We start from the raw sequence: 24,228 nt of genomic DNA on the forward strand, positions 1-24,228 counted from the left end.
AAATCCAACTGTTGTGACGATCTGTTTCGCAGATTGATAAATCGCTTGCTTAACGTGCGCACAGTCCACGGATCGAAAACGCATCACCAGAGTCGCAATTATTCGGAATCGGAATAATTGCCGGCATTGAACCCGAATCATCTTGTCTGCCTGCCGGATCTAGGCTGAAGAAATCATTAATATAAAGGAAGAAAAAATGGTCACATCGGAAAGCATAAAAAATCATATTGAAACCTCCATGCCATGTGAGCTGGTGCATGTGGAGGGCGATGACGGTCGTCACTTCAGTGCCGTCATTGTCAGCGCTGAATTCCGCGAAAAGAATATGGTGCAGCAACACCAACTGGTTTATCGCGCACTTGGCGACAGGATGAAGCAGGAGATTCATGCCCTGTCCATGAAAACCTTGACACCGGAACAGTGGGCAGAAAACAGCCAGGCGTAGTATTACACCTGGCTGGCGTGTAGAGCACGGGCTTACCGGAAAAATGGTGGTAAGTTTTGTCGAGTAGATATTAGTTCCGCAAGCTTGCGCCTGTCTATGCGGCCGTTGCCATCGCCCCCCGCATTTTCTCCATTGCCTTGGCTTCAATCTGGCGAATGCGTTCGGCGGATACGCCCAGCTCGTCGGCAAGATCATGCAGCGTTGCGGTATCGTTTTCCCGCAGCCAGCGCGCTTCGATGATGTGCCGGCTACGTGCGTCCAGGCTCGCCAGCGCTTGTTCCAGCCCTTCCCCGCGCAAGCGGGTGGTTTGTTCGGCTTCCAGCAGTTTTGGCGGTTCTGAGCCGTCGGTGAGATAAGCAATGGGGCTGAATGTCTCATCCTCGTCTTCAGATAGCGGTTCCAGCGAAATATCACGTCCGTTGAAACGGGTTTCCATTTCTACCACTTCCTCGGCCTTGACGCCCAATTGCTTGGCCATGGCATTAACTTCCTCAGGATTCATGGTGTCCAGAACTGGCTTCATACTGCGCAGGTTAAAGAACAATTTGCGTTGCGCCTTGGTTGTGGCGATCTTTACCAGCCGCCAGTTGCGCAGTATGAATTCATGAATTTCCGCCTTGATCCAGTGCACCGCGAACGATACCAGTCTTACACCGCGCTCAGGATCATAGCGTTTGACCGCTTTCATAAGGCCGATGTTGCCCTCTTGAATCAGATCTGCCTGAGGCAGACCATAGCCTTTGTAACCGCGAGCAATGGCGACTACTACGCGCAAGTGCGATAAAACCAGTTGGCGGGCCGCGTCGATGCTATCTTCATCCCTCAGGGATCGTGCCAAACGGACTTCTTCTTCCTGAGAAAGAATGCGAAAGCGATTAACAGACTGAATGTAACTTTCAATGCTGCCGCCAGCTGAGGGTATGGCTAAAGCAAAAGTCATATGTCCTCCTTGGATCCTATAAAAAATAACCTTTCCTGATAAGAAAGTCAATCGCCTGAAAAGTTCCCTGGGGAAATTCCTAACCTTATGAATTAACTTGGTTCTATCTGCCACAGATGGTTTGCCACCGACAACCACGCCCCCAGCCAGCCAAGACATGCCGACAGTAATAACAGAGTCAGGCTGTCCTCCGGGGAAAGATGATAGAGAGGAAAATCCACCACATAGAGCCGCGTCAAATTCCTCAGTTCATCATCTATCAGGTGGATTCCAAGGGAGATAATAAGCCATGCTGCCATTCCCCCGGCCATTCCCTGAATAGCGCCGAAGTACAGAAAAGGACGGCGGATGAAACCGTTAGTCGCACCGATCAACTTCGACACCTCTATTTCATCCCGTTTGGTGAGAATCTGCAGACGTATGGTGTTGAAAGTCACGGCGACCAGCGCGAAACTCAGTAATGCGGCGAGCATCAGCACCGCCAGACGACCCAGATTAATCAGAGCGTCCAGCCGCTTTGCCCATGCCGAGTCCAGTTGCACGTGTTCGATCCGGGGCCATTTTTGCAATTCCGCATGGAGCTCTTCCAGCGCCGCGGGCGAGAGGCTTTTGGCATTAATCACGAAAGCGTCGGGTAGCGGATTTCGTTCAAGACTGTCCACGAGATCCGCCAATCCATTACTTTGCTTGAGCTGCTCCAGAGCGCTGTCTCTGGGAATGAACTCGAAGCTCGCTACCTGCGGATGTTCCTTAAGGCGTGCTCCAATTTGTGCCACCTCGTCGCCGTTCGCATCCAGTTCAAGAAACAGGCTCAGTTGCGGCGCACCCGAAACCTGAGTGGAGAATGCCTGAAGATTTCCCAGCAGCATGTAAATTCCAGCGGGCAGGCTGAAGGCAATCCCGATCACGATAATACTGAGCAGGTTCCCGATGGGCGCGCCCGCCAACCGCTTAAGCGCCAGGACGAAAGCGTACCAGTGATGAGCCAGCCACACGTTCATACCGTCAGTTCGCCGTGATTGAGCGCGAAAATACGCAGTGGCGTGTTGCCCAGTAATTCCACATCATGGGTGGCTATGAGGACGGTTACGCCCACTTGATGAAATGACTTGAACATCGTCATGATGTCTCTTGCATAATCAGCGTCAAGGTTGCTGGTTGGCTCATCGGCGATCAGTATGGAAGGCCGGTTTACGATAGCGCGGGCGATGCAAAGGCGTTGCTGCTCACCTCCGGAGAGTGTAATGGGCCGCGTTTTTTCCCTGCCCAGCAATCCTACCTTATCGAGTGCGGCGCGTACCCGTCCGGTTGCCGCTCGGGAATCAAATCCGCTGATTTGTAGAGGCAGCAGCACGTTATCGAATACGGAACGGTCAAACAGGATCTTTTGATCCTGAAATACCAGACCGAGATTACGCCTCAAAAATGGGATGGCGCCGCTCTTGAGCGCACTGACATTCTGGCCGTTAACAATAATACTGCCGGAAGTAGGGCGCTCGATGGCCGCAATGAGCCTCAATAGCGTACTTTTGCCCGCACCCGAATGGCCGGTGATTAATGCCATCTCGCCGGCCTCGAGCGTAAACCCGATATTCTTGAGCGCATTGAAACCATTGGGATAACGCTTGCAGACCTGATTAAAGCTGATCATGGAAAAGCCTTCACCGCAAAGGACTCATTTTAACCCGTCAAGCGTGCTTGCGTCCCTTGAGGATTGAACCTAAATCCGGCAATTGACCGGTCATTTTTCAGTTGGCACCATGATTCACCAAGATTTCTTGGACCCTTTGATCCTCACCTTTTATGGGGAGTGAGCTATAAGGCGGATCGAAAGGTTTTTGTGGCACAGGGCTGTGTTGTTCGTAACGCCTTGGAATGGGATGGCGATTGCAGTCATTGCGCCCTGCGCCGCACCCAAGAACCATGCACTCCATCCTGTCCAACTGCCGATTTCAGGTTGAAACAAATCCATGGCGTCGAGCCATATCGCGCTCAGTCAAACAGCGCCTCGACAAACTCACTCGCGTTGAATGGCCGCAAATCATCGATGCCTTCGCCTACCCCGATGAAACGTATTGGTAATGACAGTTTTTGCCGGCGTTGTCTGGCAATCGCGGCAATCACCCCCCCCTTGGCAGTACCGTCAAGCTTGGTAATAATGAGGCCGGTAAGACCGAGCGCGTCATCGAAGGCCTGCACCTGATTGACCGCATTCTGTCCGGTGTTGGCGTCGAGCACCAGCAGCACTTCATGAGGCGCATCCGGCTCGGCTTTGGCGATTACGCGCTTCACCTTTTTAATTTCTTCCATCAAGTGCAGTTGAGTGGCGAGCCGTCCGGCGGTGTCCGCCAGTACAATATCTATCCCGCGTGCTTTAGCGGCGCTCACCGCATCGAATATCACCGCCGCGGGATCTCCCTTTTGCTGATTGCCGGTTTCCTGCGCGATAACGGCAATGTTGTTACGCTCACCCCAGGCCATGAGTTGTTCGCGTGCGGCGGCGCGGAAGGTGTCGCCCGCAGCGAGCAGCACCGTTTTCCCTTGTGACTGAAAATGATGGGCGAGTTTGCCGATTGAGGTGGTTTTACCCGCCCCATTTACACCTGTCAGCATAATAATAAAGGGTTTATTCGTGTCCGTATCAAGGGGCTGCGCCAGCGGCGTAAGCAGGTCGACGAGTGCTTGCTGTAGCGCGCCCTTGAGTTGCGCCGCGTCAGTCAGGCCATCGCGTTTGACTTGCCTCCTCAGTTCGTCAAGCAGCCAGGTGGTCGCATTTACGCCGGTATCGGCTGTCAGCAGTATGGTTTCCAGTTCCTCGTAGAGAGCTTCATCGATCTTACCCCCGCCGAATAACCCGGATAACTGTTTGCCCAGATTATTCCGGGTGCGGGAAAGGCCTTGTCGAACCCTGGTTGTCCAATTCGCTGGCTGCACGCCGGCGGGTGCAGCACTATTTTTGGATTTGAAGAAACTTGGCATTCTGTTAGGCTGTCTACCTTTGTCGAAACACGTGGCGAAAACTTGTGAGCGGAATACTATCCTAAATCCGGTAGTTGACCGCTCATTTAATGGATCGGTGTTATGATCAATAACAATATTTCGTATTATTTAACGCTCACCTTCCGAGCGAGGCTGCTGCGGGGTGAATAGCACAGTCTTTAGGCACATGACTGCGTTGTTCGCAACGCCTTGGAATGAAATAGTCATTCCGCGTGGTTGCGCCTTGTTCTGCATCCCAAACCGCGCATTTCACCGTCCAACTACCGGATTTAGGATTAATTCCGGAATTTTATTCCGTTTACTCAGATTTAGGTTATTAAAAAAATGAGAGTTCATTGTCGTGACACCGCTCCTTCTTTCGTTTCGCGGCCGGTTGTAAAAATAGTAGCGCTACTGGCGTTCCTGGTTGCTTCGGGAGCCTCCGCCACTACACATGAGTTCACCCTTGCCAACGGGCTCAAGTTGATCGTCAAGGAAGATCATCGCTCTCCCGTGGTCATTTCACAGATCTGGTACAAGGCGGGCAGTATTGATGAGTTGAATGGGACTACAGGGGTCGCCCATGTATTGGAACATATGATGTTCAAAGGAACTCATAAAGTTCCCGGCGGTGAATTTTCCAGGCGTATCGCGGCGGCAGGCGGGCGCGAAAACGCATTCACGAGCCGTGACTACACCGCTTATTTCCAGCAATTGCAAAAATCCAGGCTACCGCTGGCAATGGAACTGGAGTCCGACCGGATGCGTAATCTGGTGTTGACGGAAGGGGAGTTTGCCAAGGAAATCAAGGTAGTGATGGAGGAGCGGCGCCTGCGCACCGATGACCAGCCTCGCGCGCTGGTGCATGAGAAAATGACCGCCACGTCCTTTCAATCGCATCCTTACCGGCATCCCGTCATAGGTTGGATGAACGATCTGGAAAACATGAGTTTCCGGGACGCCAAGGAATGGTATGACCGCTGGTACGCACCCAATAATGCCGTGCTGGTGGTGGTGGGTGATGTAAGCCCGAAGGAAGTATTCGTTTTGGCGCAAAAGTACTACGGTGCTATACGGTCTCGCCCGCTATTGCCGCTGGATAAGCGCAAGCCGCAGACCGAACCGCCACAAATCGGCATCAAGCGGCTGACGGTGAAAGCGCCCGCGCGGTTACCGTATCTTGCAATGGGCTATCATGCGCCGGTAGTACGCAATCCCGGCACGGACTGGGAGCCGTATGCGCTGGAAATGCTTGCGGGGGTGCTGGACGGCAATGAATCCGCCCGGCTCAATAAGGAACTGGTGCGCGAGCAACGCATTGCCAGTTCGGCAGGCGCGGGTTACGACTCCACCGCGCGCGGCCCCGGCATGTTTTATCTTGACGGTACGCCCAGTGAAGGAAAAACGGTGGCCGATCTGGAAGCTGCGTTACGTGCGGAAGTGGAAAAACTCATACGCGAGGGAGTCACTGAAGAGGAGCTTGCGCGAATCAAGGCACAGGTTGTGGCTGGGCATGTCTTTCAGCTCGACTCGATGTTCTATCAAGCGATGCAGATCGGCCAACTGGAAAGTATTGGTATGTCCCACCGCGATGTGGATACGATGTTGAAAAAACTCCAAGCTGTTACCGCCGAACAAGTGCGCGAGGTGGCAAAAAAATATTTGAAGGATGACAGTCTGACGGTTGCGGTACTCGATCCGCAGCCACTGGAACAACAGAAAGCCCCTTTTGCCGTGCCTCCTGGTGGACTGCGTCATTGAGCGGCATGATTCTGGCCTTGATTACGATTGATTGGAAAAGTATTTTCTTCTGTCGCCTCGATCGACAAGTAACGCCAATCGATCATCAAGTTCGAAAAGTAATTCAGAATTGTTCGGAGAGGTTTTAATGCAAGTGATACGTTGCGTATTTATTCTGCTTTTGGGCACCTGTTCCCAATGGGTATTTGCTACCCTGCCGATCCAGCATTGGCAGGCGGCCTCGGGTGCACAAGTGTATTTTGTCGAAAGCCGTGATTTACCGATACTCGATGTCAGCGTGGATTTCAGCGCGGGCAGCGGTACCGACACGCCGGATAAATCCGGCCGCGCCGGCCTCGCACTGTATCTGCTGAGCCTTGGTGCGGGAGGGCTGTCCGAAGATCAGATTGCCAAAGCGATAGCTGACATCGGTGCCCAATTGGGCGCCCATTTCGATCAGGACCGCGCGGGCGTTACGCTACGCACTCTGAGTAGTGCGCGGGAACGGAAACAGGCACTCGATATACTCGGCCGTGTCATACAGCATCCTGAATTTGTAGTCACCGTACTGGAGCGGGAGCAGCAGCGGATAATTGCCGGGCTGAAGGAAGCTGACACCAAACCAGATAGCATCGCTGATCGTGCGCTGATGAAGATGCTCTATGGCAGCCATCCTTACGGATTGCGAGGTTCGGGCGAGATCGAGACGGTGGGTGCATTGCGGCGCGATGATCTGATGGATTTTTACCGGTCTCGTTATTCCGCCCCGGGCGCGGTCGTGTCCATCATGGGCGACGTAAGCCGTGCGGAAGCGGCGGCTATTGCTGAATCACTAACGAGCGAACTGCCACAGAGCGTGCCCGCGTATGTTGTACCGGCAGTGACGGAACCCGTTCCGGAAACCAAAAGAATTACTCATCCCGCAACACAAAGTCATATTCTGCTTGCCTATCCGGGACTGCGCCGCGATGACCCTGATTATTTTCCCCTGCTCGTCGGTAATTATGTACTTGGCGGTGGTGGATTCACCTCGCGTCTGATGGAAGAGATTCGTCAGAAACGCGGACTGGCTTACAGTGTTAACAGCCATTTCTCGCCGCTCAGAGAAAAGGGGCCGTTTGAAATCAGTTTGCAGACCAGAAAAGAGCAGTCGGAAGAGGCGCTGGTACTCACGCGAAAAGTTCTGGCGGACTTTGTGGCGGGTGGTCCCACAGAAAAAGAACTTGTGGCAGCTAAACAAAATATTATCGGCAGTTTCCCATTACGCCTAGACAGCAACAGGAAAATTCTCGGATATCTCTCCGTGATCGGGTTTTACGATCTGCCACTCACTTATTTGGATGATTACCTGAAAGCGGTAGGGAATGTAACGGTTGCTCAGATCAAGGATGCTTTTCAGCGCCGTATCAAGCCTGAAGGGATGGTGGGTGTTGTGGTGGGGGCGATGGAAAAGAAATAGAAAAAGTACTTTTATTCAATTTATTGTCGCGTACTTCCTGGAATGAGAAACAAAGTCCGCATCATCGGCGGCGAATGGCGCAGTCGCATTATTACTTTTCCTGATGGTGCGGATTTGCGGCCGACACCTGACCGAATACGCGAAACCGTGTTCAACTGGCTGGGACAGGATCTGAGCGGCAAAACCTGCCTTGACCTGTTTGCCGGCAGCGGGGCGATGGGCTTTGAAGCCGCATCCCGAGGAGCAGCGCAGGTGCTTATGGTGGAACTCGATCCCGAAGTATTGAAGGCGCTGAAAGCCAACTCGCAAAAACTGGGAGCGACCCAAGTCCAATTGATGGCAATGGATGCGTTAAAATTCATGGATTCCGATCGACAGCGGTTTGACGTGATTTTTCTTGATCCTCCTTATCGGCTGGGTCTGCTGCCTGAACTGCTGGCCCTGCTACCCCCACACCTTACGGAAGATGGACTGGTCTATGTAGAAGACGATAATTTTCTGGGGTCCGGTGAGGACTGGCTTGTTTGGCGCAAGGGACAGGCAGGTAAGGTATATTATCAACTATTGAAATCCGCAAAAAATGGATAAAGCGATATACCCTGGCACATTCGACCCTATCACGCGGGGACATGAGGATTTGGTCCGGCGTGCAGCGGGGTTGTTCGACCGGGTGGTGGTTGCGGTGGCTACAAGTAGCGGCAAGAAGCCGTTTTTTAATCAGGATGAACGAGTGAAGATGGGAAGCCAGGTACTGGCCGATTGCCCCAATGTCGAGGTAATCGCTTTTTCGGGTCTCTTGATGGAATTCTCGCAACAGCAGAATGCGAGGGTAATTTTGCGCGGTTTGCGCGCAGTGTCCGATTTTGAATACGAATTTCAGATGGCGGGGATGAACCGTAGCATAAATCCTGGAATTGAAACCGTATTCATGACGCCATCGGAACAATACATGTTTATTTCCGCCACTATCGTGCGAGAAATCGCGCTGTTGGGCGGGAACGTGGACAGATTTGTGCATCCTTTGGTTGCCGCACAGCTACGGATGAAAATCGAACTGTAATATTTGAGGTTGATATGGCCTTAATGATCACTGATGAATGCATCAACTGCGATGTATGCGAACCGGAGTGTCCCAACGATGCCATTTCGCAAGGGGAAGAAATCTATGTAATAGCCCCTGACCTCTGCACCGAATGCGTGGGGCATCACGAAGTTTCACAATGCGTGGAAGTCTGTCCGGTGGACTGCATCATCCTTAATCCGGATATTGTTGAGACCAAAGCGCAACTACACGAAAAGTATCTTGCCCTCGGCAACCTCTGAGCAAATCCTCCGCGTAGCAGGCAGGGTGTCAATTAAATCGGGGAGTTACTCAGGTTTTCCTTGCTGGATAGCAAGCTCCTCAGGGATAGCGTAGCGTCTTGGTCCAAAGATCGCCGTGCCGATGCGAACCAGGGTTGCGCCTTCTTCGATGGCGATATCCAGGTCTTCCGACATACCCATCGAGATGGTGTCAAGCTCATAGCCAGCCTGTTTAAGCTGATCGTACGTTTCTTTCAGCATGCGGAACTGGCTGCGCTGCAGAGCGGTGGCTTTGGTAAGCTCGGGAATGGCCATCACTCCCCGCAGTTTCAGGCGGGGCAACCCCACAATATGTGCTGCCAGATCGGCGGCCTCATCCGGTGCCACACCACTCTTGCTGTCTTCTCCACTCACGTTTACCTGCAAGCATACCTGAAGGGGAGGCAACGATTCGGATCTATCCTTCGACAAGCGATCGGCAATCTTTTTCCGGTCTATGCTATGCACCCAGGAAAAATTCTCTGCGATGCGTTTTGTTTTATTGCTCTGTATGGGACCGATAAAATGCCACTCGATGGGTAAGTCGGCGAGCGCCGGGATCTTCCCCAGCGCCTCCTGAAGATAATTTTCCCCGAAAATCGTCTGCCCGGCGGCAAAGGCTTCACGCAGGCACTCGGCGGGATTGGTTTTGCTTGCAGCTAAAAGGGTAATGGCTTCGGGTTGCCGGCCCGTTTTGTCCGCAATCTCCCTTATGCGAGTTTTTACTTTCTCCAAGCCCGAGGCAATGGTTGTTCTGTTGGGTTCCATTTTTTACCTTTTTATGATGCTTCCATGTGATTTTCAGTAGGATGGGTGAAGCGAAGCGTGCAATCCATCATCTGGCTTATCTTATTTTACAATCCCCATCGCTTCTTTACTCATTGCTTTTGGTCCAATCCAGCATGAGAAATAGCCCTCAGTGAGGAAATTGAGCCGGTGTGTTATCTATGTCCGGGTTTTGATGGTTGGTTACGCTTTTATCCATTCTACATAAGCACCCAACCGGGGGCTCATAGGTGGATCTTTAATTGATCTGTAGCTACGCAATGTTCTCTACGAGGATACAAAAATATTGAGTGAGCGGAAGCATAGTAGAGCTACTGAACTATTCGGTCAAGAATAAAGGCACCCGGATAACAGCACCGGTACCATCCCGTCAATAAATCACTTTGACATTTTCTGCCTTGAAATGCGCTGACAGGGATTGCAGCAAATTGTCTTGCAGGCTTACGCGCCACGCATCCCCCAACTTCAGTTCGCAAACCGTATCCTTATTGCGATAAATCACCGATACCGGACAGTACCCATCGCCATGTTGGCTATTGCCGGCATTGGCGGTGTTCGCATTCATACGATAGGGCGCAAGTAATTCCTTTAGCTTGGCCGCGTTTGCCAGCCCGTTGCAGTGGAGTCTCACGCATTTTGCGTAGCGCGAGCGAGCGCTGTCCAGATTATAGAGCTGATCGGCGGAAATACGCAGTTCATCGCCATTCCCGTCGTCCCCTCTTTTACTGCTCACCTTGGCTTCTACCAAAAGCAGCTGATCTTCCTTCAGCCAATTACGGACAGATTCGAATAACTCGTTGTATACAACTATCTCCACCCGTGCACTGGCGTCATCCAATACGATCACCCCCATCTTGCCACGCCGGGTCATCTGCGTGCGTATAGCGTAGACGATTCCCGCCAGAAGTTGCGGTTCCCGCTGGGGATTCAATCGATTCAACCGCGTGCGCACAAAGCCTTTCAGCTCTTCCGCACAGGCGTTGAATGGGTGGCCGCTCAAATAGAATCCCAGCGCCATTTTTTCATTCTTCAGTTGCTCCTTTTCCACCCACTGCGGCACGTTGATCAAACTCTGCTGTTCCATCGAGTCGTCAATCTCGCCAAATAAACTCACCTGATTGACTGCACGGCCCGCCTGTTCGGCCGATTCGAGTGCAATGCCAACCGATGCCAGCAAGCCTGCCCGATGGTTATTGACAGAATCAAACGCGCCAGCGCGGATGAGCGATTCCACCACGCGGCGGTTGACAATGCGCTTGTCCACCCGCCGGCAGAAATCGAACAGGTCGGTATAGGACCCATCCTGATCACGTGCCTTGATGATTGCTGCAATCGCCGATTCTCCCGTCCCTTTCACTGCTCCCAGGCCATATCGTATGGTTTTTTTATCCACCGGAATAAAACGGTGACTGGAAAGATTGATGTCGGGCGGCAGGATGGAGAGCCCATTGGCAATGCCATCCTCAAAAAACGCATGCACCTTGTCCGTATCGTCCATATCGGCGGATAGCGTGGCAGCCACGAATTCAGCGGGATAATGCGTCTTGAGATAGGCAGTCTGAAATGCAATCAGGGCGTAAGCCGCCGCGTGCGATTTGTTGAAACCGTAGCCCGCGAATTTTTCCATCAGGCTGAACAGTTCGGTCGCATCGCGCTCCGTCAAACCATTCCTGGTGGCGCCGGCAACGAAAATATCGCGCTGCATGGCCATTTCTTCGACTTTTTTCTTACCCATTGCACGCCGCAGCAGATCGGCACTCCCGAGACTATAGCCGCCTATTACCTGCGCGATTTGCATGACTTGTTCCTGGTAAATCATCACGCCATAAGTGGGCTCAAGTATGGGTTGCAAACGTGGATCAAGATACTCCACGCGCTTGCCATGCTTACGTTCGGTAAATTCGGGAATTAGGGCCATCGGCCCCGGACGATACAGCGCCACCAGCGCGATGATGTCCTCAAAACAGTCGGGCTTTGCTTTCTGCAATAGATCTTTCATGCCACGCGATTCGAACTGGAACACTCCTACGGCGTTTCCCTGCCGCAATAGCGCGTAGGTAGCCGGGTCGTCCAGAGGCAGGTTTTCCAGGGAAAAGGATTTGACGATCCCGATTCCGGTTTCAGTAATATCCCCATCGACATCCGTTGCCGCGCGCCCGGACACCTGTTCGGCGGGGTGTGCATTTCGCTGCCTGATATATCTGACGGTCCAGTCGAGTATGGTCAACGTCCGCAACCCGAGGAAGTCGAACTTCACCAGGCCGATTTTCTCCACATCATCTTTATCCAGCTGGCTGATTACCGAATCACCCGCATCAGTGCAATAAACGGGGCAAAAATCAGTAATCTTTCCCGACGCGATCAGCACCCCCCCGGCGTGCATGCCAACATTGCGTGTAAGTCCCTCGAGGCGTTCGGCCAGTTCCAGCAGATTGCGCACTTCTTCTTCCGCTTGCGCGCGCTGATTCAGTTGTGGCTCCTCTGCACGCGCCTTCTTTAGCGTCATGCCGAGATCAAACGGTACCAGCTTCGCCAGCTGATCGACGAAGTTATAAGGCAAATCCATCACCCGTCCAACGTCGCGCACCACCGCTTTTGCCGCCATGGTGCCAAAAGTTGCGATCTGCGAAACACTCTCGGCACCATACTTCTGTTTGACATAATCTATGACATGTTCGCGCCCGTCCTGGCAGAAATCAATATCAAAATCAGGCATGGAAACACGTTCCGGATTAAGGAAGCGTTCAAACAGTAAATCGTAACGAAGCGGATCGAGGTCGGTAATGCCTAGGGAATAAGCGACCAGCGAACCCGCGCCGGAGCCTCGGCCGGGGCCCACAGGCACACCATTGTGCTTGGCCCAGTTGATGAAATCGGCAACGATCAGAAAATAACCGGCGAATCCCATCTGTACGATGGTGGAGGCCTCGAAATCCAGCCGCGCGCGATATTTTGGCATCTGCGCATTGCGCTCAGTTATATCGGGATAGAGTGCCTCCATGCGCTCTTCAAGGCCTGCCTCCGATTGAGCGCGCAGATACAGTTCCAGACTCTGGTTGTTGGGCGTAGGAAATAATGGGAGACGATTGACCCCCAATTCCAGCGCGAGATTACAGCGCTTGGCAAGCTCCACTGTGTTGGCGAGCGCCGCCGGTATATCGGCGAACAATGCCGTCATCTCTTCCTGGGTCTTGAAATACTGTTCTTCGGTGCAATGCTTCGGGCGGCGGCGGTCGCCCAGCACGTAACCTTCCGCGATACATACTCGAGCCTCGTGTGCCTTGTAATCATCGGGATTTAAAAACTGTACCGATTGCGTCGCCACTACCGGCAAATGCAATGCGGATGCCAGCGCCAGTGAGCTCTGCACGAGAGTCTCGGTATTGGGATGCCCTATTCGCTGCACTTCGATATAAAAACGGTCCGGAAATAAACCCGCCCACTCTCGCGCCAGTATTTCCGCTTGAACTAAATTATTCTGCATCAACATCAGGCTAATATCGCCAAGGTTCGCCCCGGACAGGGCAATCAGTCCCGTTGTTCCGCTTCCGCTCTCGGCAAACCAGGCCTTTTTGATTTCCGCCCGCCCCTGGCGCTGGTTTTCACGATAGGCACGTGACAACAGCCGGCACAACAGAAGGTAGCCCGGGTTGGACTGGCACAACAATAAAATACGTGCGGGCTTGTTCCTGTCATCTTCGTTACTTATCCAGACATCGCAGCCAATAATCGGTTTTATGCCTTTGGCGCGCGCCTCCTGGTAAAATTTCACCATACCGAACAGGTTGGAAAGATCTGTCAGCGACAATGCCGGCATACTGTCGGACGCCGCTTTTGCCACCGCATCGTCGATACGCACAATACCATCCACGATGGAATACTCGCTGTGCATGCGCAGGTGAACAAAAGTGGGAGATGTAGACATGTTGCCGTGATCCTGGCTTGATGTTTGGCATGAGCGGCTGGCCACGGCATTCAATCCTATGGGCCCGGCTGCCGGCTCGACACTCAAAACTAAATACTGAAAATCGGGAGTCGATTTTACACCAATTGCCCCATTCCCAAACTTGAGGGAATATCTAACCCGGATGTTTCATAAATTCGCGCATCTCCCACTGATGTCTGTTTCTTTGGAAATTTTATTCAGTCGGGCGTCTGAATAATTACGCCACTCTTTTCACGGAGTTTATGAAATATCCGGGTTAAGAGCTTCTGAGCTCGATTAAATCCATTTGGGAATTGCGATAAACTTCAGAGCCTTGCTCCGCGAAGAAACTGATAATTCTTTCCGGGAGCCATGTCAGCCTGCCCGGAAAAGGCGCATTCAGAAATCCGGCGTGCCCCCCTTCTTCGGGAAATTCCAGCGTGACTGCGGATGATACCTCATGCGATTCAGGCAATACGGAGGCCGGCATAAAAGGATCGTTGAAGGCATTGATGACGAGGGTGCGAACCTGGATATGCCTGAGCCATGGCTTGCTACTGGATTGGTGCCAGTAGTCTTCGGCATCTCGAAAGCCGTGCAGCGGTGCCGTCACGAGATTGTCGAATTGATATAACGTAGTGCATGCGGCTACTGCGGCTGCGTCAAACAGGCCGGGGAAGCGGCCAAATTTCTCCAGCGCCTTGCGTTTCAGCGTATCGAGAAAGTGACGGGTATAGAGCAGGTTGAAGCCCGACGCCAGAGCGCTCCCCGCGGCGGCCAGATCCAGCGGCACGGAAACCGCCGCGGCACCGTCGATCAACTGACAGGCTTGCTGACCTTGCTCACCCAGCCATTTCAGAAAAGCATTTCCGCCCAGTGATACCCCCACCACATAGAGCGGCGCGGAACCCGAAAGCTTGTTTTGTCCGCTTATCCTGCGCAGTATCCAATCAATCTCCATCGAGTCGCCGGCGTGATAGGCGCGCGGCAAGCGGTTGGGCGATCCCGAACAGCCGCGAAAATGCACTACCCCGGCGCGCCAGCCCAGATCCTGCAGTAAGCTCATCATACTCAGAATGTAATGACTGCACGAATCTCCTTCAAGCCCGTGAAACAGTATCACCAGCGGCGCATTGGCAGGATTATCCAGCCAGTCGATATCAATGAAATCTCCATCATCCAGTTCCCAGCGTTCGCGCCGGTAAGTAACCAGGGGGCGTGACAGCAGATAGGGATAGATGGTCTGCGCATGTCCCCCCCGCAGCCATGTGGGGGCCATGTAGGGTTTTGCGCGTAAACGGAGGGTGGAGATTTTCACGCTAAGTCTTATCAGACATCAGACATTGGCAGATTCCAACCAATGGCCAATAAAGATCAAGTTGATCAATGAGCTACAACACAATGAGCTATTAGAATCGATTGCACATAATAACATGCGGAGCTCATTATCAGTTATGGCGAGCTGTTTTCAGCCGATTGCAAAGCCGGTGCGGGGATGCAACGCAGCAGCAGTTCCACTCTTCAGCTGACGGATATCTCATATCTTTCCTATTTAGCGAGAGAATTTTGAGTGAAACATATCGTGCATACTCTGCCTGCTGCAAACAAAAACCCGCCGAAGCGGGTCTGTTTTAACGTGTAAATTGGTTTTACGATTTTTTGCGGCGGCTCAAACCCAGACCCACCAGGCCGAGGCCAAGAAGTGCAAGAGTGGCAGGCTCGGGTACCGCATCGATCTGCGCTATCGGATTGGGTAAATCGTTTACCCTGCCAGTCAGATTCAGGGTGAGACTATAGGCAGCCCGGCTGGATGCCGCGCCGACGTCCGCATCCGACAGGCTTAATAGGTACCTGGCGCTGAAAATTCCGGCTGAAGAGGTGTCCAGCATGGCCAGCCAGTCATGGCTTGAACCTTGGCCCAGGCCGCCGAAGCTACCCAAGTCGGTTAATAGCGTGCCGATGTCGCCGCTACCGAAGATGCTGTCGAGATCAAGGCCGACCCGGTTGGCATCAGCCAGATTGAAGAGGCTGAATCCAAGGGTGGCAGCATCACCCACGAAGAAAGTTCCGAAATCCAGGTTCAGGGTGAGCATTGTTGAGGAACCGTCGAAGGACGGCGCGGCGTGCAGCAGGTAGTCATAAGTGGCGCCGACATCGCCCGCCCAGGTGACCGTATATTGCGTCGTCTCTGTCCCCGTGAATTGGGCGCTGGTCTGAGTTGCCGTCAGTGTCGGGGCCGTGCGTGCCAGCGTTACATCGCCGTTGCCGACATAACTATCCAGATTAGCAGAAGATACAGCCTGATTCAGGTTGGTAGTAGTAGAGGAACTTGTGGTAGCGGCGCCGGTACACGCACCCCTGCGATTGTCCGAACATGAATCGCTACCATTGATAGCCGGTAAAAAGGTGGCATTTACGCCCGGTCCCGAGATACTGGCGGTGCTGCTGCCGGTCCCACTCGTGGTACCCGTAGTGTTACTGCCAGTATTGGCGCCATCTGTGGATCGAGTCCAAGTGCTTTGGGTCCGCGTCGAGGTGAGATTCAGGGTGGTGCCTATCAGCACACCCTGATTCGAGTTGAACTGACTGATGGTGCTGGTCCCCAGGCTGGCACCGTTATTGTTGCTGGCGCTTCCGCCCTCGGTATCGGTAGCGCTTGCGGAGTTGCTAAAGCCTGCTGGGGAAGTATTAATCAGAAGCGCACTGGCCGGCAGCGGGATTAGCACCAAAGCACCCAATGCGAGAGTGATTTTTTGGTGCAGCGTCGTGGGTGTGAATCTCATTTTTTATTCCTGTTTTTTAGAGGAGCGCTATGAACCCATCTCATTCATATTGTTTTATAAGCATTTTTCATGCCATAAATAAAATATCATTAATATTAAAAGAGTTGCACGTGCACCTTTATTCGAGGCGAACCATAGTGTAAAATTTTTCGACAATGAGATGGTCAAAGTTGAAGCCCAATTCGTTTAGATACACAGTTTCCAAGAAGGAGATTTCCACCTGAGACAGGAAAAATTACTTGGTCGGCAGTGACCTGCTACCCTCAATTAACTGCGCGGCGCAGTAGGATCTCGGTTTGCAAAGGGTGTTGGGTGGAATCCGGCTAGGTTGCCAAGGGAGCTATGTCTTGTTATCACCACCCCAAACCTGACTGTTCCGCTCTCTCTTAGTAAGTCCGAGTCAGCTGAGTAAAAATCAGCGGCACTCGTTGCCTAAAAGCGGTAGCGATAAAAGCCATCGACACCGTCATTGGGCGGATGAGCCCTTGATTCACGAAATTTTCGCTTTAGCACTCGATGGTCGGGCCATGCGAAGAAAGTTTCCTGCATCCCCGTGACCATTTATATTCTGCTAACGTACGATTTTTTCCGTTTCGTGAGCTGACCCCTTTAGGTTGCTTTATTACGTTCATTTGGCAACCGGTTTGTGCAATCATACTCATCAGCTACGCATGATTTTCAAATGTTGATAGGCAGGGGATAATCTTGACTCTGATAATGGGGGACAAGTTCCTACCTTGTCGCCTTGTTGCAATAGCCAAGAGGAATATGCATGCGTCACTCTCAAATCGGTAGAGTGTATCGTACACGGTCGATGATGCCAGGCGTAATCATCGCATTGACGCTGGTGCTGGCAGGTTGTGACAGCGGGCAGGCTGGGGGTGAGCAGGCGCCACCTTCGCCGGAAGTCAGCATTGCCCAGGTGCTCTCCAAACCGGTACAACAATGGGATGAATACAATGGGCGTATCAGCGCGATCGATACCGTTGAACTGCGAGCCCGTGTGAGCGGCTATGTGCAACGTGTCGCTTACAAGGAAGGTCAGGACGTGAAGCAGGGTGATCTGATGTTCCTCATCGATCAGCGCCCCTACCGGACAGCGCTGGCCAATGCGCAGGCGCAGCTCGATCGTGCGCGCGTGGCGAAACAGCTCGCGGGCATGCTGGACAACAATGCCCGGCTGCTGATGGATGCTGAAGCAATCTCACGCGAAGAGGCGGACACGCGCCGCACCACGCACACGCAGACCGCCGCGGATATCGATGCTGCCGAGGCGGTGGTAGCCAATGCGAAGCTCCAGCTGGAATTTACTGAGGTACGCGCGCCAGTCGACGGGAAAACGAGCCGTGCCCTGGTAACCGCCGGCAATCTGGCCGTTGCCGACCAGACCATACTGACCACGGTAGTGTCGCAGGATCCGATATATGTATACTTCGACGTCGACGAGAACAGCTACCTGCGCTACGGCGAACAGGCGCGCGATGGCGGAGGCACGCCGGCAGGCACCTCGGTACGTGTCGGCCTGGTCAACGAGGAAGGCTATCCCCACGCGGGCACGATCAACTTCTTCGACAACCAGGTCAATTCCGCTGTTGGAACCATACGCGTGCGCGCCGTGCTCCCCAATGCCGATCGCATTTTTACCCCCGGCTTGTTCGTGCGCGTGCAATTCGTCAGCGGCAGGAAGGAAAATGTCCTGCTGATTGATGACAAGGCCGTGATGACCGATCAGGACCGCAAGTACGTCTACGTGGTAGGCAAGGATGCTAAAGTCCAACGCAAGGACATCGTGCCCGGCCGCATGGCGGAGGGATTGCGCGTGATACAGTCCGGTCTTGCGGCGGACGACAAGATCGTCGTCGCCGGCCAGCAGAAAATCCACCCCGGTATGCCGGTTAAACCCAATGAAATCCCGATGGCTGCGCTGTAAGGCGCGGTTAGGTAACCTTTCGTGGATTTCTCCAGATTCTTTATCGATCGGCCAATCTTCGCGGCGGTGCTGTCAATCGTGATTTTTGCCGCCGGCCTGATTGCAATCCCCCTGCTGCCGAACGGCGAATATCCGGAAGTCATCCCGCCGACCGTTCTGGTACGCACCAACTACCCAGGTGCCAACCCGAAAGAGATCGCCGAATCGGTAGCCGTGCCACTGGAAGAAGCCATCAACGGCGTTGAAGGCATTATGTACCTGAAGTCTATCGCCAGTTCCGACGGCACCCTGCAGGTAGTGATCACCTTCACGCCGGGCGTGGATCCGGACATCGCCGCGGTGCGCGTACTGAACCGGGTGAGCCAGGCGCTGCCGCGCCTGCCGGAGGCGGTTCGGCAATATGGCGTGACGACGCAAAAACAATCCCCGACGCCGTTGATGTACATGAACCTGTTCTCGACGGACGGGCGCTACGACTCGCTCTACTTGCGTAACTACCTGGTGCTGCATGTCAAGGATGAGCTATCCCGCCTGCACGGCATCGGCGATGTGCAGCTGTTCGGTTCGGGCGACTACGCGATGCGAATCTGGCTCGATCCGGATAAAGTCGCTTCGCGCGGCCTGACGAGCGGTGACGTACTCAACGCGCTGCGCGAACAGAATGTGCAGGTATCGGCCGGCCAGCTCGGGGCCGAGCCTTCGCCGAACAAACCGGATTTCCTGGTTTCAATCAATGTTCGCGGCCGGCTGAGCACGGAGGCCGAGTTTGGGGACATCATACTGAAGAGCGGCCCGAATGGGGAAGTGGTGCGCCTGTCAAACGTGGCGCGCGTGGAACTTGGCTCCGGCAATTATACCGTGCGCGCGTATAACAACAGGAACACCAACGCCACGGTAGGCGTCTTCCTCTCGCCGGGCGCCAATGCCCTGGCGGTAGCGGACTCGGTGTATGCGAAGATGGATGAGCTATCCAAGCGCTTCCCGCCGGGCGTCGTCTACGATCCGACATGGGACCCCACCGTTTTTGTGCGCGATTCCATCCGCGCCGTGCAGAACACGCTGCTGGAAGCCATTTCACTCGTCGTGGTTGTCGTGATTCTGTTCCTGCAAACCTGGCGTGCGTCGATCATCCCCCTGATCGCGGTACCCGTGTCGATAGTGGGCACCTTTGCCGTACTGTACCTGCTCGGTTTTTCGATCAACACTCTGACCTTGTTCGGTCTTGTGCTCGCGATCGGCATCGTCGTCGACGATGCCATTGTCGTCGTCGAGAATGTCGAGCGCAACATCGAGGAAGGGCTAACGCCGCTCGCCGCCGCGCACCAGGCGATGAAGGAAGTATCGGGCCCCATCATTGCCATTGCGCTGGTGCTGTGCGCGGTATTCGTGCCGATGGCCTTCCTGACGGGCGTAACCGGCCAATTTTACAAGCAGTTTGCAGTGACGATTGCGGTTTCCACGGTGATTTCGGCCATCAATTCATTGACCCTGTCGCCCGCATTGGCGGCCATGCTGCTCAAAAGCCACGATACGCCCAAAGATGCGCTATCGCGCGTGATCGAGCGTTTGCTCGGCTGGGTATTCCGTCCCTTCAACCGTTTCTTCCAGCGCAGCTCCGAGAGATATCATCGTACCGTCGGGCACGCCCTGACAAAACGCGGGCTCGTGTTTGGCGTCTACCTCATGCTGCTTGCCTGCACCGCGCTGCTGTTCGGCAAGGTGCCGGATGGTTTTATCCCGACACAGGATAAACTCTATCTCTTCACCGGCGCCAAGCTGCCCGAGGGCGCCTCGCTTGCACGCACCGACGAGGTCGTGCGCAAGATGATCGATATCGCCCTTGGCACAGACGGCGTGGAAAAAGTGGCAGCCTACGCAGGCCTCAACGCCTTGCAGCTGACCAACACGCCTAATTTCAGCGCCGCCTATGTCATCCTCAAGCCGTTCGATCAGCGCAGCCGCAGCGCCAGCGCCATCGTCGCGGAGCTCAACGAGAAATTCGCTTCCATTGAGGAGGGTATTACCTTCGCGTTGATGCCGCCGCCAATCGAGGGATTGGGCAATGGTTCCGGTTATTCGCTGTACGTGGAGGATCGCGCCGGTCTGGGTTATGGCGCACTGCAGGATGCGACCAAAGCATTCCAGGGCAAGATTGCGCAGACCCCAGGATTCACTTATCCGGTCAGCGCTTATCAGGCAAATATTCCCCAGCTTGAAATCAAGGTCGATCGCACCAAGGCCAAAGCGCAGGGCGTGCCGCTGAACGAGCTGTTCGATACGCTGCAAATCTACCTGGGCTCAGCCTATGTGAATGACTTCAACCTGTTCGGCCGGGTCTATCGCGTTTTTGTCCAGGCCGACGCCGGTAAACGGCAACGCATTGAAGATATTGAGAAATTGCGCGTACGCAATGAGAGGGGCGATATGATACCCATGAGCGCGATGACGACGATCACGCCGACCTATGGTCCCGATCCGGTGCTGCGTTACAACGGTTATCCGGCTGCCGATCTGATTGGCGATTCCGATCCGCGTCAGTTATCCTCGGGACAGGCCATTACCCGGCTAAAGGAAATGGCCGGGGAAATGCTGCCGGACGGCATGATGCTCGAATGGACGGACCTGACCTATCAACAGGTGACGCAAAGCAACGCAAAGCTGATCGTATTTCCGCTTGCCGTCATGCTCGCCTTTCTCGTGCTCGCCGCACTGTACGAAAGCTGGACGCTGCCGCTTGCCGTCATCCTGATCGTGCCGGTATGCATGTGCGCCGCCTTGCTCGGCGTGTGGCTGACCGGTGGCGACAACAATATATTCGTGCAGGTGGGGCTGGTCGTGCTGATGGGCCTGGCCTGCAAGAATGCGATCCTGATCGTCGAATTCGCGCGTGAACTGGAATTCCAGGGCAAGGGGATCGTTGAAGCAGCGCTGGAGGCCTGCCGCCTGCGCCTGCGACCGATCGTCATGACCTCCATCGCCTTTGTCGCCGGCTCGGTACCGCTGGTACTTTCCACGGGTGCCGGCGCGGAAGTGCGCTCAGCCACGGGGATTACCGTGTTCGCGGGCATGATCGGCGTAACCCTGTTCGGGCTGTTCCTCACGCCTGTGTTCTATGTCGCCCTGCGCAAATTATCGGGAAGCGCGCTTGTCCGCCACGATCCGAAAACGTAGGTGATGCGGGAATACCTGAGACTAGCCGGTATTCGCCAAAGATAATGGATTTGCCGTCGCGGTTGCCAAAACCCGATTAGATTCTAAAACCGTGGTCTGTCCCCTATTTCCTCTATTTCCCGCTGTCAATAACTGTACGGTAAGGCTTAAATGAAGACGATTCTCCCAACGAGAAACAATCATTTTTCTATTTTATGTCTCTTAATGACTGGGAAAATTTTATGTCCCGCATGAATACCCCTACTCATACTTAGGTGTACCTTAAGGCAATAGCTTTAGCTAAACAAATCGGTAAGATAGCGCGTTGATCCAAAGCGGTCAGCCTACACTGCGCTGTGGAGTAAATTAAATTAGAAGTACAGCAGAGCATATGGGATCATCTTTGTGGCACACATATAATCAAGCTTTTTTTAAATCCGTACCAATCGACGCAAGTACACCTTTAGTTCCAGTTATCAGACAAGAAAACTACAATGGCACTCATTAAGTGCAAAGAATGCGGGACAGAGGTAAGTTCAAAGGCTAAAACCTGCCCAAAATGCGGCGCACGGGTTGAAACCAAGCTAGTGAGTTGGGGAATGCTCATTGGCATGATTTGCGTAGGAATAGTAATTAATTCTACCTTTTCAAGCACTAAATCCTCCAGTAAGGGAAGCCACACCTCTTCTCAGGCAGGGGATTCCGCTCCCGGTGTTCATAATGTCTCGACGCCTAAACCCGTAATTCAAGGGTCACAGTGGTCCTACCATCTGAGTGATGATCCGATGGGCAAAGGCACCGTCTTTCAGGCTCAGGTTGCAAGCTCAAATACAGTAGAGTTCGACTTTCCTTATGCAGGAAAGCAACATGCAACGCTAACGCTAAGGACCCATCCCCGCTATGGAAAAGACATAATTTTCAGTATTGAGAAAGGGCAATTTCTCTGTCGTTCTTATGAAGATTGCATAGTTCTTGTGAGATTCGACGATGAGCAGCCTATAAACTATACGGCGGCTGGTGCTGAAGACAACAGCACTGAGACCGTGTTTATTCGTAACTATGGCAGATTTGTTGAGAAAATGCTAAAAGCAAAACAGGTGCGTATCGCGGCAAACGTTTACCAACAGGGCTCCCCGATGTTTGAGTTTGACGTTAGTGGTTTTACCCAAAACAAGTATAAGCCAAATAACAAGGTCACCCGAGAAAGTCCTTTAATCAAGTCTAACTAATCATTCACTTATCCGGACCGGCGTATGAAGCGGCGTCATTCGCTAATACGTTAGGCTCATCGTGCCCACTAATGACCGAAATAATTCAAGAACAAGCTGAAAAATTCGACTTCTCACATCACGAGCAGGCGGCCGTCTCAAGCTATTTCCGGATTGCTAGCTATTACTCTGATCTTGCCGGAGCGACTAAGAACATTGCGGAGGAGGCACTGAAGCGTCGGGAAATTCGGATTCACTCGATCGAGGCGCGAGCAAAGGACGCTGCGAGCTTTGGTCGAAAGGCGGCTAAGCCTTCAAAGCACGATCCAAATCAACCAATGTACCCAAATCCTATAGAGCAAATAAATGATAAGGCTGCCATCAGGATCATTACCTTCTTCCCGCGCACAATTGAAGAAATTGACCAAATGCTGCGGAGTGAGTTCGCAGTCTTCGAACACTTCGATAAGGGAGAGAGCCTTATCGAGGAAGAACGATTCGGCTATCAAAGCGTCCACTACCTGATAACGCTAAGTGATGTTCGCACGCCACTACCTGAATATGAGCGATTCAAGGACGCCAAGGTGGAAGTTCAAGTAAGAACAATCTTGCAGCATGCGTGGGCGGAGATCGAGCACGATATTCAGTACAAGTCATCCGCGACCATCCCTCGCGACATTAAGAGGCGATTTATGTCACTTGCTGGTTTATTGGAGATTGCCGACCGTGAGTTTCAGGCCGTTCAGGATGCAGATAGGGACCTCACTGCGAGAGCCGAAACGCTCATCTCTGCCGGTAAGCTTGAGACTGTTGAGATCACGCCTAGCTCGCTTAAGACGTACCTCGATAAGACTTTGGGAACTGATGGTCGCATGACAGACTTCTCTTATGACTGGACCGTTCGACTTCTGCTTCGGCTCGGCTTCACCTCGCTTGATCAGGTCGACCAGTGCATCAGAAAGTATGATCACGACCTGCTATCCAGATTGATTTCCGGAACCAGACTGGGACAGCTTAGCCGTTTCGAAGCTATGTTGCTTGCTGGCATGGGGGAAAAATTTATCCAGCGCCATCCGTTGCAAGCTGAGCCCTGGTTTCAAGCCTGGAGGCGGAGCTGCCTTGAAAAGCTTCGAGGGGCAAACATAGTAATTGGTTGCTTCGATCCCGTCCCAGCCGAGGTACCGCAACCCGAACCGGCAGATATAAAAATTCCGGTCTAGTCCTTCTTGTGGCTGAGGAGTTTCACGTCAAGACCCCAACATGTGTTTAAACTATGCTTTCCGTCTATTTCTAGGTAACAACGTTTAACATGAAGCCTACTATGCAGCTACTAAACGTTAATAACCAAAACCCCTAATATTCTAAGCTTCTGTTTGTATTGGTAGGCCGTGCCAGATTCGAACTGGCGACCAACGGATTAAAAGTCCGCTGCTCTACCGGCTGAGCTAACGACCCAAAGATACGCAAGGGACGTGCATTATACCGACTCGCTCCCCCGATACAAAGTTTTTTGGATCAGGCTAGCCCGGTGATCGCCCACCG

Annotated in this window: 18 protein-coding genes and 1 tRNA gene; 10 read left to right on the forward strand and 9 right to left on the reverse strand. The window is 53.2% G+C overall.

Annotated elements, in window-relative coordinates:
* The first annotated feature begins 196 nt into the window (after positions 1 to 196).
* Entirely contained in the window at positions 197 to 445 is a 249-nt protein-coding gene (locus BLO43_RS12905; protein WP_090907406.1) for a BolA family protein, read from the forward strand.
* Positions 446 to 539: 94 nt separating this feature from the next.
* Here the strand turns inward: BLO43_RS12905 and rpoH are convergent, their stop codons facing one another.
* The 4 genes from rpoH to ftsY form a co-directional block, all read right to left on the reverse strand.
* On the reverse strand, positions 540 to 1,385 hold the full coding sequence (gene rpoH / locus BLO43_RS12910; RefSeq protein WP_074630702.1) for an RNA polymerase sigma factor RpoH: 846 nt from the start codon (positions 1,383 to 1,385) through the stop codon (positions 540 to 542).
* Between the two features lie 92 nt (positions 1,386 to 1,477).
* On the reverse strand, positions 1,478 to 2,386 hold the full coding sequence (gene ftsX / locus BLO43_RS12915; RefSeq protein WP_090907407.1) for a permease-like cell division protein FtsX: 909 nt from the start codon (positions 2,384 to 2,386) through the stop codon (positions 1,478 to 1,480).
* Positions 2,383 to 3,036 carry a cell division ATP-binding protein FtsE gene (gene ftsE / locus BLO43_RS12920; protein ID WP_090907408.1) on the reverse strand — a complete coding sequence of 218 codons (654 nt, stop codon included), beginning with the start codon at positions 3,034 to 3,036 and terminating at the stop codon, positions 2,383 to 2,385. Before ftsE ends, ftsX begins: the two co-directional genes overlap by 4 nt.
* Positions 3,037 to 3,377: 341 nt before the next feature.
* Positions 3,378 to 4,364, reverse strand: a complete 987-nt coding sequence (ftsY, locus tag BLO43_RS12925) for a signal recognition particle-docking protein FtsY (RefSeq protein ID WP_090907409.1) — start codon at positions 4,362 to 4,364, stop codon at positions 3,378 to 3,380.
* A 345-nt stretch (positions 4,365 to 4,709) separates the two neighbouring features.
* Here ftsY and BLO43_RS12930 point away from each other — a divergent pair, with 345 nt between their 5' ends.
* The 5 genes from BLO43_RS12930 to BLO43_RS12950 all read left to right on the forward strand — a co-directional run bounded on the left by BLO43_RS12930 (position 4,710) and on the right by BLO43_RS12950 (position 8,886).
* Entirely contained in the window at positions 4,710 to 6,125 is a 1,416-nt protein-coding gene (locus BLO43_RS12930; protein WP_090907410.1) for a M16 family metallopeptidase, read from the forward strand.
* 127 nt (positions 6,126 to 6,252) lie between these two features.
* Entirely contained in the window at positions 6,253 to 7,563 is a 1,311-nt protein-coding gene (locus BLO43_RS12935) for a M16 family metallopeptidase (RefSeq protein ID WP_090907411.1), read from the forward strand.
* A gap of 42 nt (positions 7,564 to 7,605) precedes the next feature.
* A complete protein-coding gene (gene rsmD / locus BLO43_RS12940; protein ID WP_090907412.1) occupies positions 7,606 to 8,151 on the forward strand; it encodes a 16S rRNA (guanine(966)-N(2))-methyltransferase RsmD in 546 nt (181 codons plus the stop codon).
* Positions 8,144 to 8,623, forward strand: coding sequence for a pantetheine-phosphate adenylyltransferase (gene coaD, locus BLO43_RS12945; protein WP_090907413.1), 480 nt, complete (start codon positions 8,144 to 8,146; stop codon positions 8,621 to 8,623). The genes rsmD and coaD overlap by 8 nt, the downstream gene beginning before the upstream one ends.
* A gap of 14 nt (positions 8,624 to 8,637) precedes the next feature.
* Positions 8,638 to 8,886: a YfhL family 4Fe-4S dicluster ferredoxin gene (locus BLO43_RS12950; RefSeq protein ID WP_074630710.1), complete on the forward strand. Its 249-nt coding sequence runs from the start codon at positions 8,638 to 8,640 to the stop codon at positions 8,884 to 8,886.
* A gap of 45 nt (positions 8,887 to 8,931) precedes the next feature.
* On the opposite strand, the gene BLO43_RS12955 is transcribed toward BLO43_RS12950, so the two are convergent.
* The 4 genes from BLO43_RS12955 to BLO43_RS12970 form a co-directional block, all read right to left on the reverse strand.
* Positions 8,932 to 9,672, reverse strand: coding sequence for a YggS family pyridoxal phosphate-dependent enzyme (locus BLO43_RS12955; RefSeq protein ID WP_090907414.1), 741 nt, complete (start codon positions 9,670 to 9,672; stop codon positions 8,932 to 8,934).
* A gap of 388 nt (positions 9,673 to 10,060) precedes the next feature.
* Complete coding sequence (dnaE, locus tag BLO43_RS12960; protein WP_090907415.1) at positions 10,061 to 13,615, reverse strand: DNA polymerase III subunit alpha; 3,555 nt, start codon at positions 13,613 to 13,615, stop codon at positions 10,061 to 10,063.
* Between the two features lie 277 nt (positions 13,616 to 13,892).
* Positions 13,893 to 14,894 carry a YheT family hydrolase gene (locus tag BLO43_RS12965; RefSeq protein WP_175443958.1) on the reverse strand — a complete coding sequence of 334 codons (1,002 nt, stop codon included), beginning with the start codon at positions 14,892 to 14,894 and terminating at the stop codon, positions 13,893 to 13,895.
* A gap of 370 nt (positions 14,895 to 15,264) precedes the next feature.
* On the reverse strand, positions 15,265 to 16,398 hold the full coding sequence (locus BLO43_RS12970) for a PEP-CTERM sorting domain-containing protein (protein ID WP_090907417.1): 1,134 nt from the start codon (positions 16,396 to 16,398) through the stop codon (positions 15,265 to 15,267).
* A gap of 772 nt (positions 16,399 to 17,170) precedes the next feature.
* Here BLO43_RS12970 and BLO43_RS12975 point away from each other — a divergent pair.
* From BLO43_RS12975 to BLO43_RS12990, 4 genes are all read left to right on the forward strand, one after another.
* Positions 17,171 to 18,328 carry an efflux RND transporter periplasmic adaptor subunit gene (locus BLO43_RS12975; RefSeq protein WP_217628071.1) on the forward strand — a complete coding sequence of 386 codons (1,158 nt, stop codon included), beginning with the start codon at positions 17,171 to 17,173 and terminating at the stop codon, positions 18,326 to 18,328.
* 21 nt (positions 18,329 to 18,349) lie between these two features.
* Positions 18,350 to 21,499, forward strand: coding sequence for an efflux RND transporter permease subunit (locus BLO43_RS12980; protein WP_090907418.1), 3,150 nt, complete (start codon positions 18,350 to 18,352; stop codon positions 21,497 to 21,499).
* Between the two features lie 473 nt (positions 21,500 to 21,972).
* The gene (locus BLO43_RS12985; protein ID WP_090907419.1) at positions 21,973 to 22,707 is read left to right on the forward strand and encodes a zinc ribbon domain-containing protein; all 735 of its coding nucleotides are present in this window, start codon (positions 21,973 to 21,975) and stop codon (positions 22,705 to 22,707) included.
* 71 nt (positions 22,708 to 22,778) lie between these two features.
* Entirely contained in the window at positions 22,779 to 23,906 is a 1,128-nt protein-coding gene (locus tag BLO43_RS12990; RefSeq protein ID WP_090907420.1) for a GTP pyrophosphokinase, read from the forward strand.
* Positions 23,907 to 24,065: 159 nt separating this feature from the next.
* On the opposite strand, the gene BLO43_RS12995 is transcribed toward BLO43_RS12990, so the two are convergent.
* Positions 24,066 to 24,141 (reverse strand) — tRNA-Lys (locus tag BLO43_RS12995).
* Positions 24,142 to 24,228: the final 87 nt, after the last annotated feature.

Source organism: Nitrosospira sp. Nsp13 (assembly GCF_900101945.1).
GTDB classification, from domain to species: domain Bacteria; phylum Pseudomonadota; class Gammaproteobacteria; order Burkholderiales; family Nitrosomonadaceae; genus Nitrosospira; species Nitrosospira multiformis_D.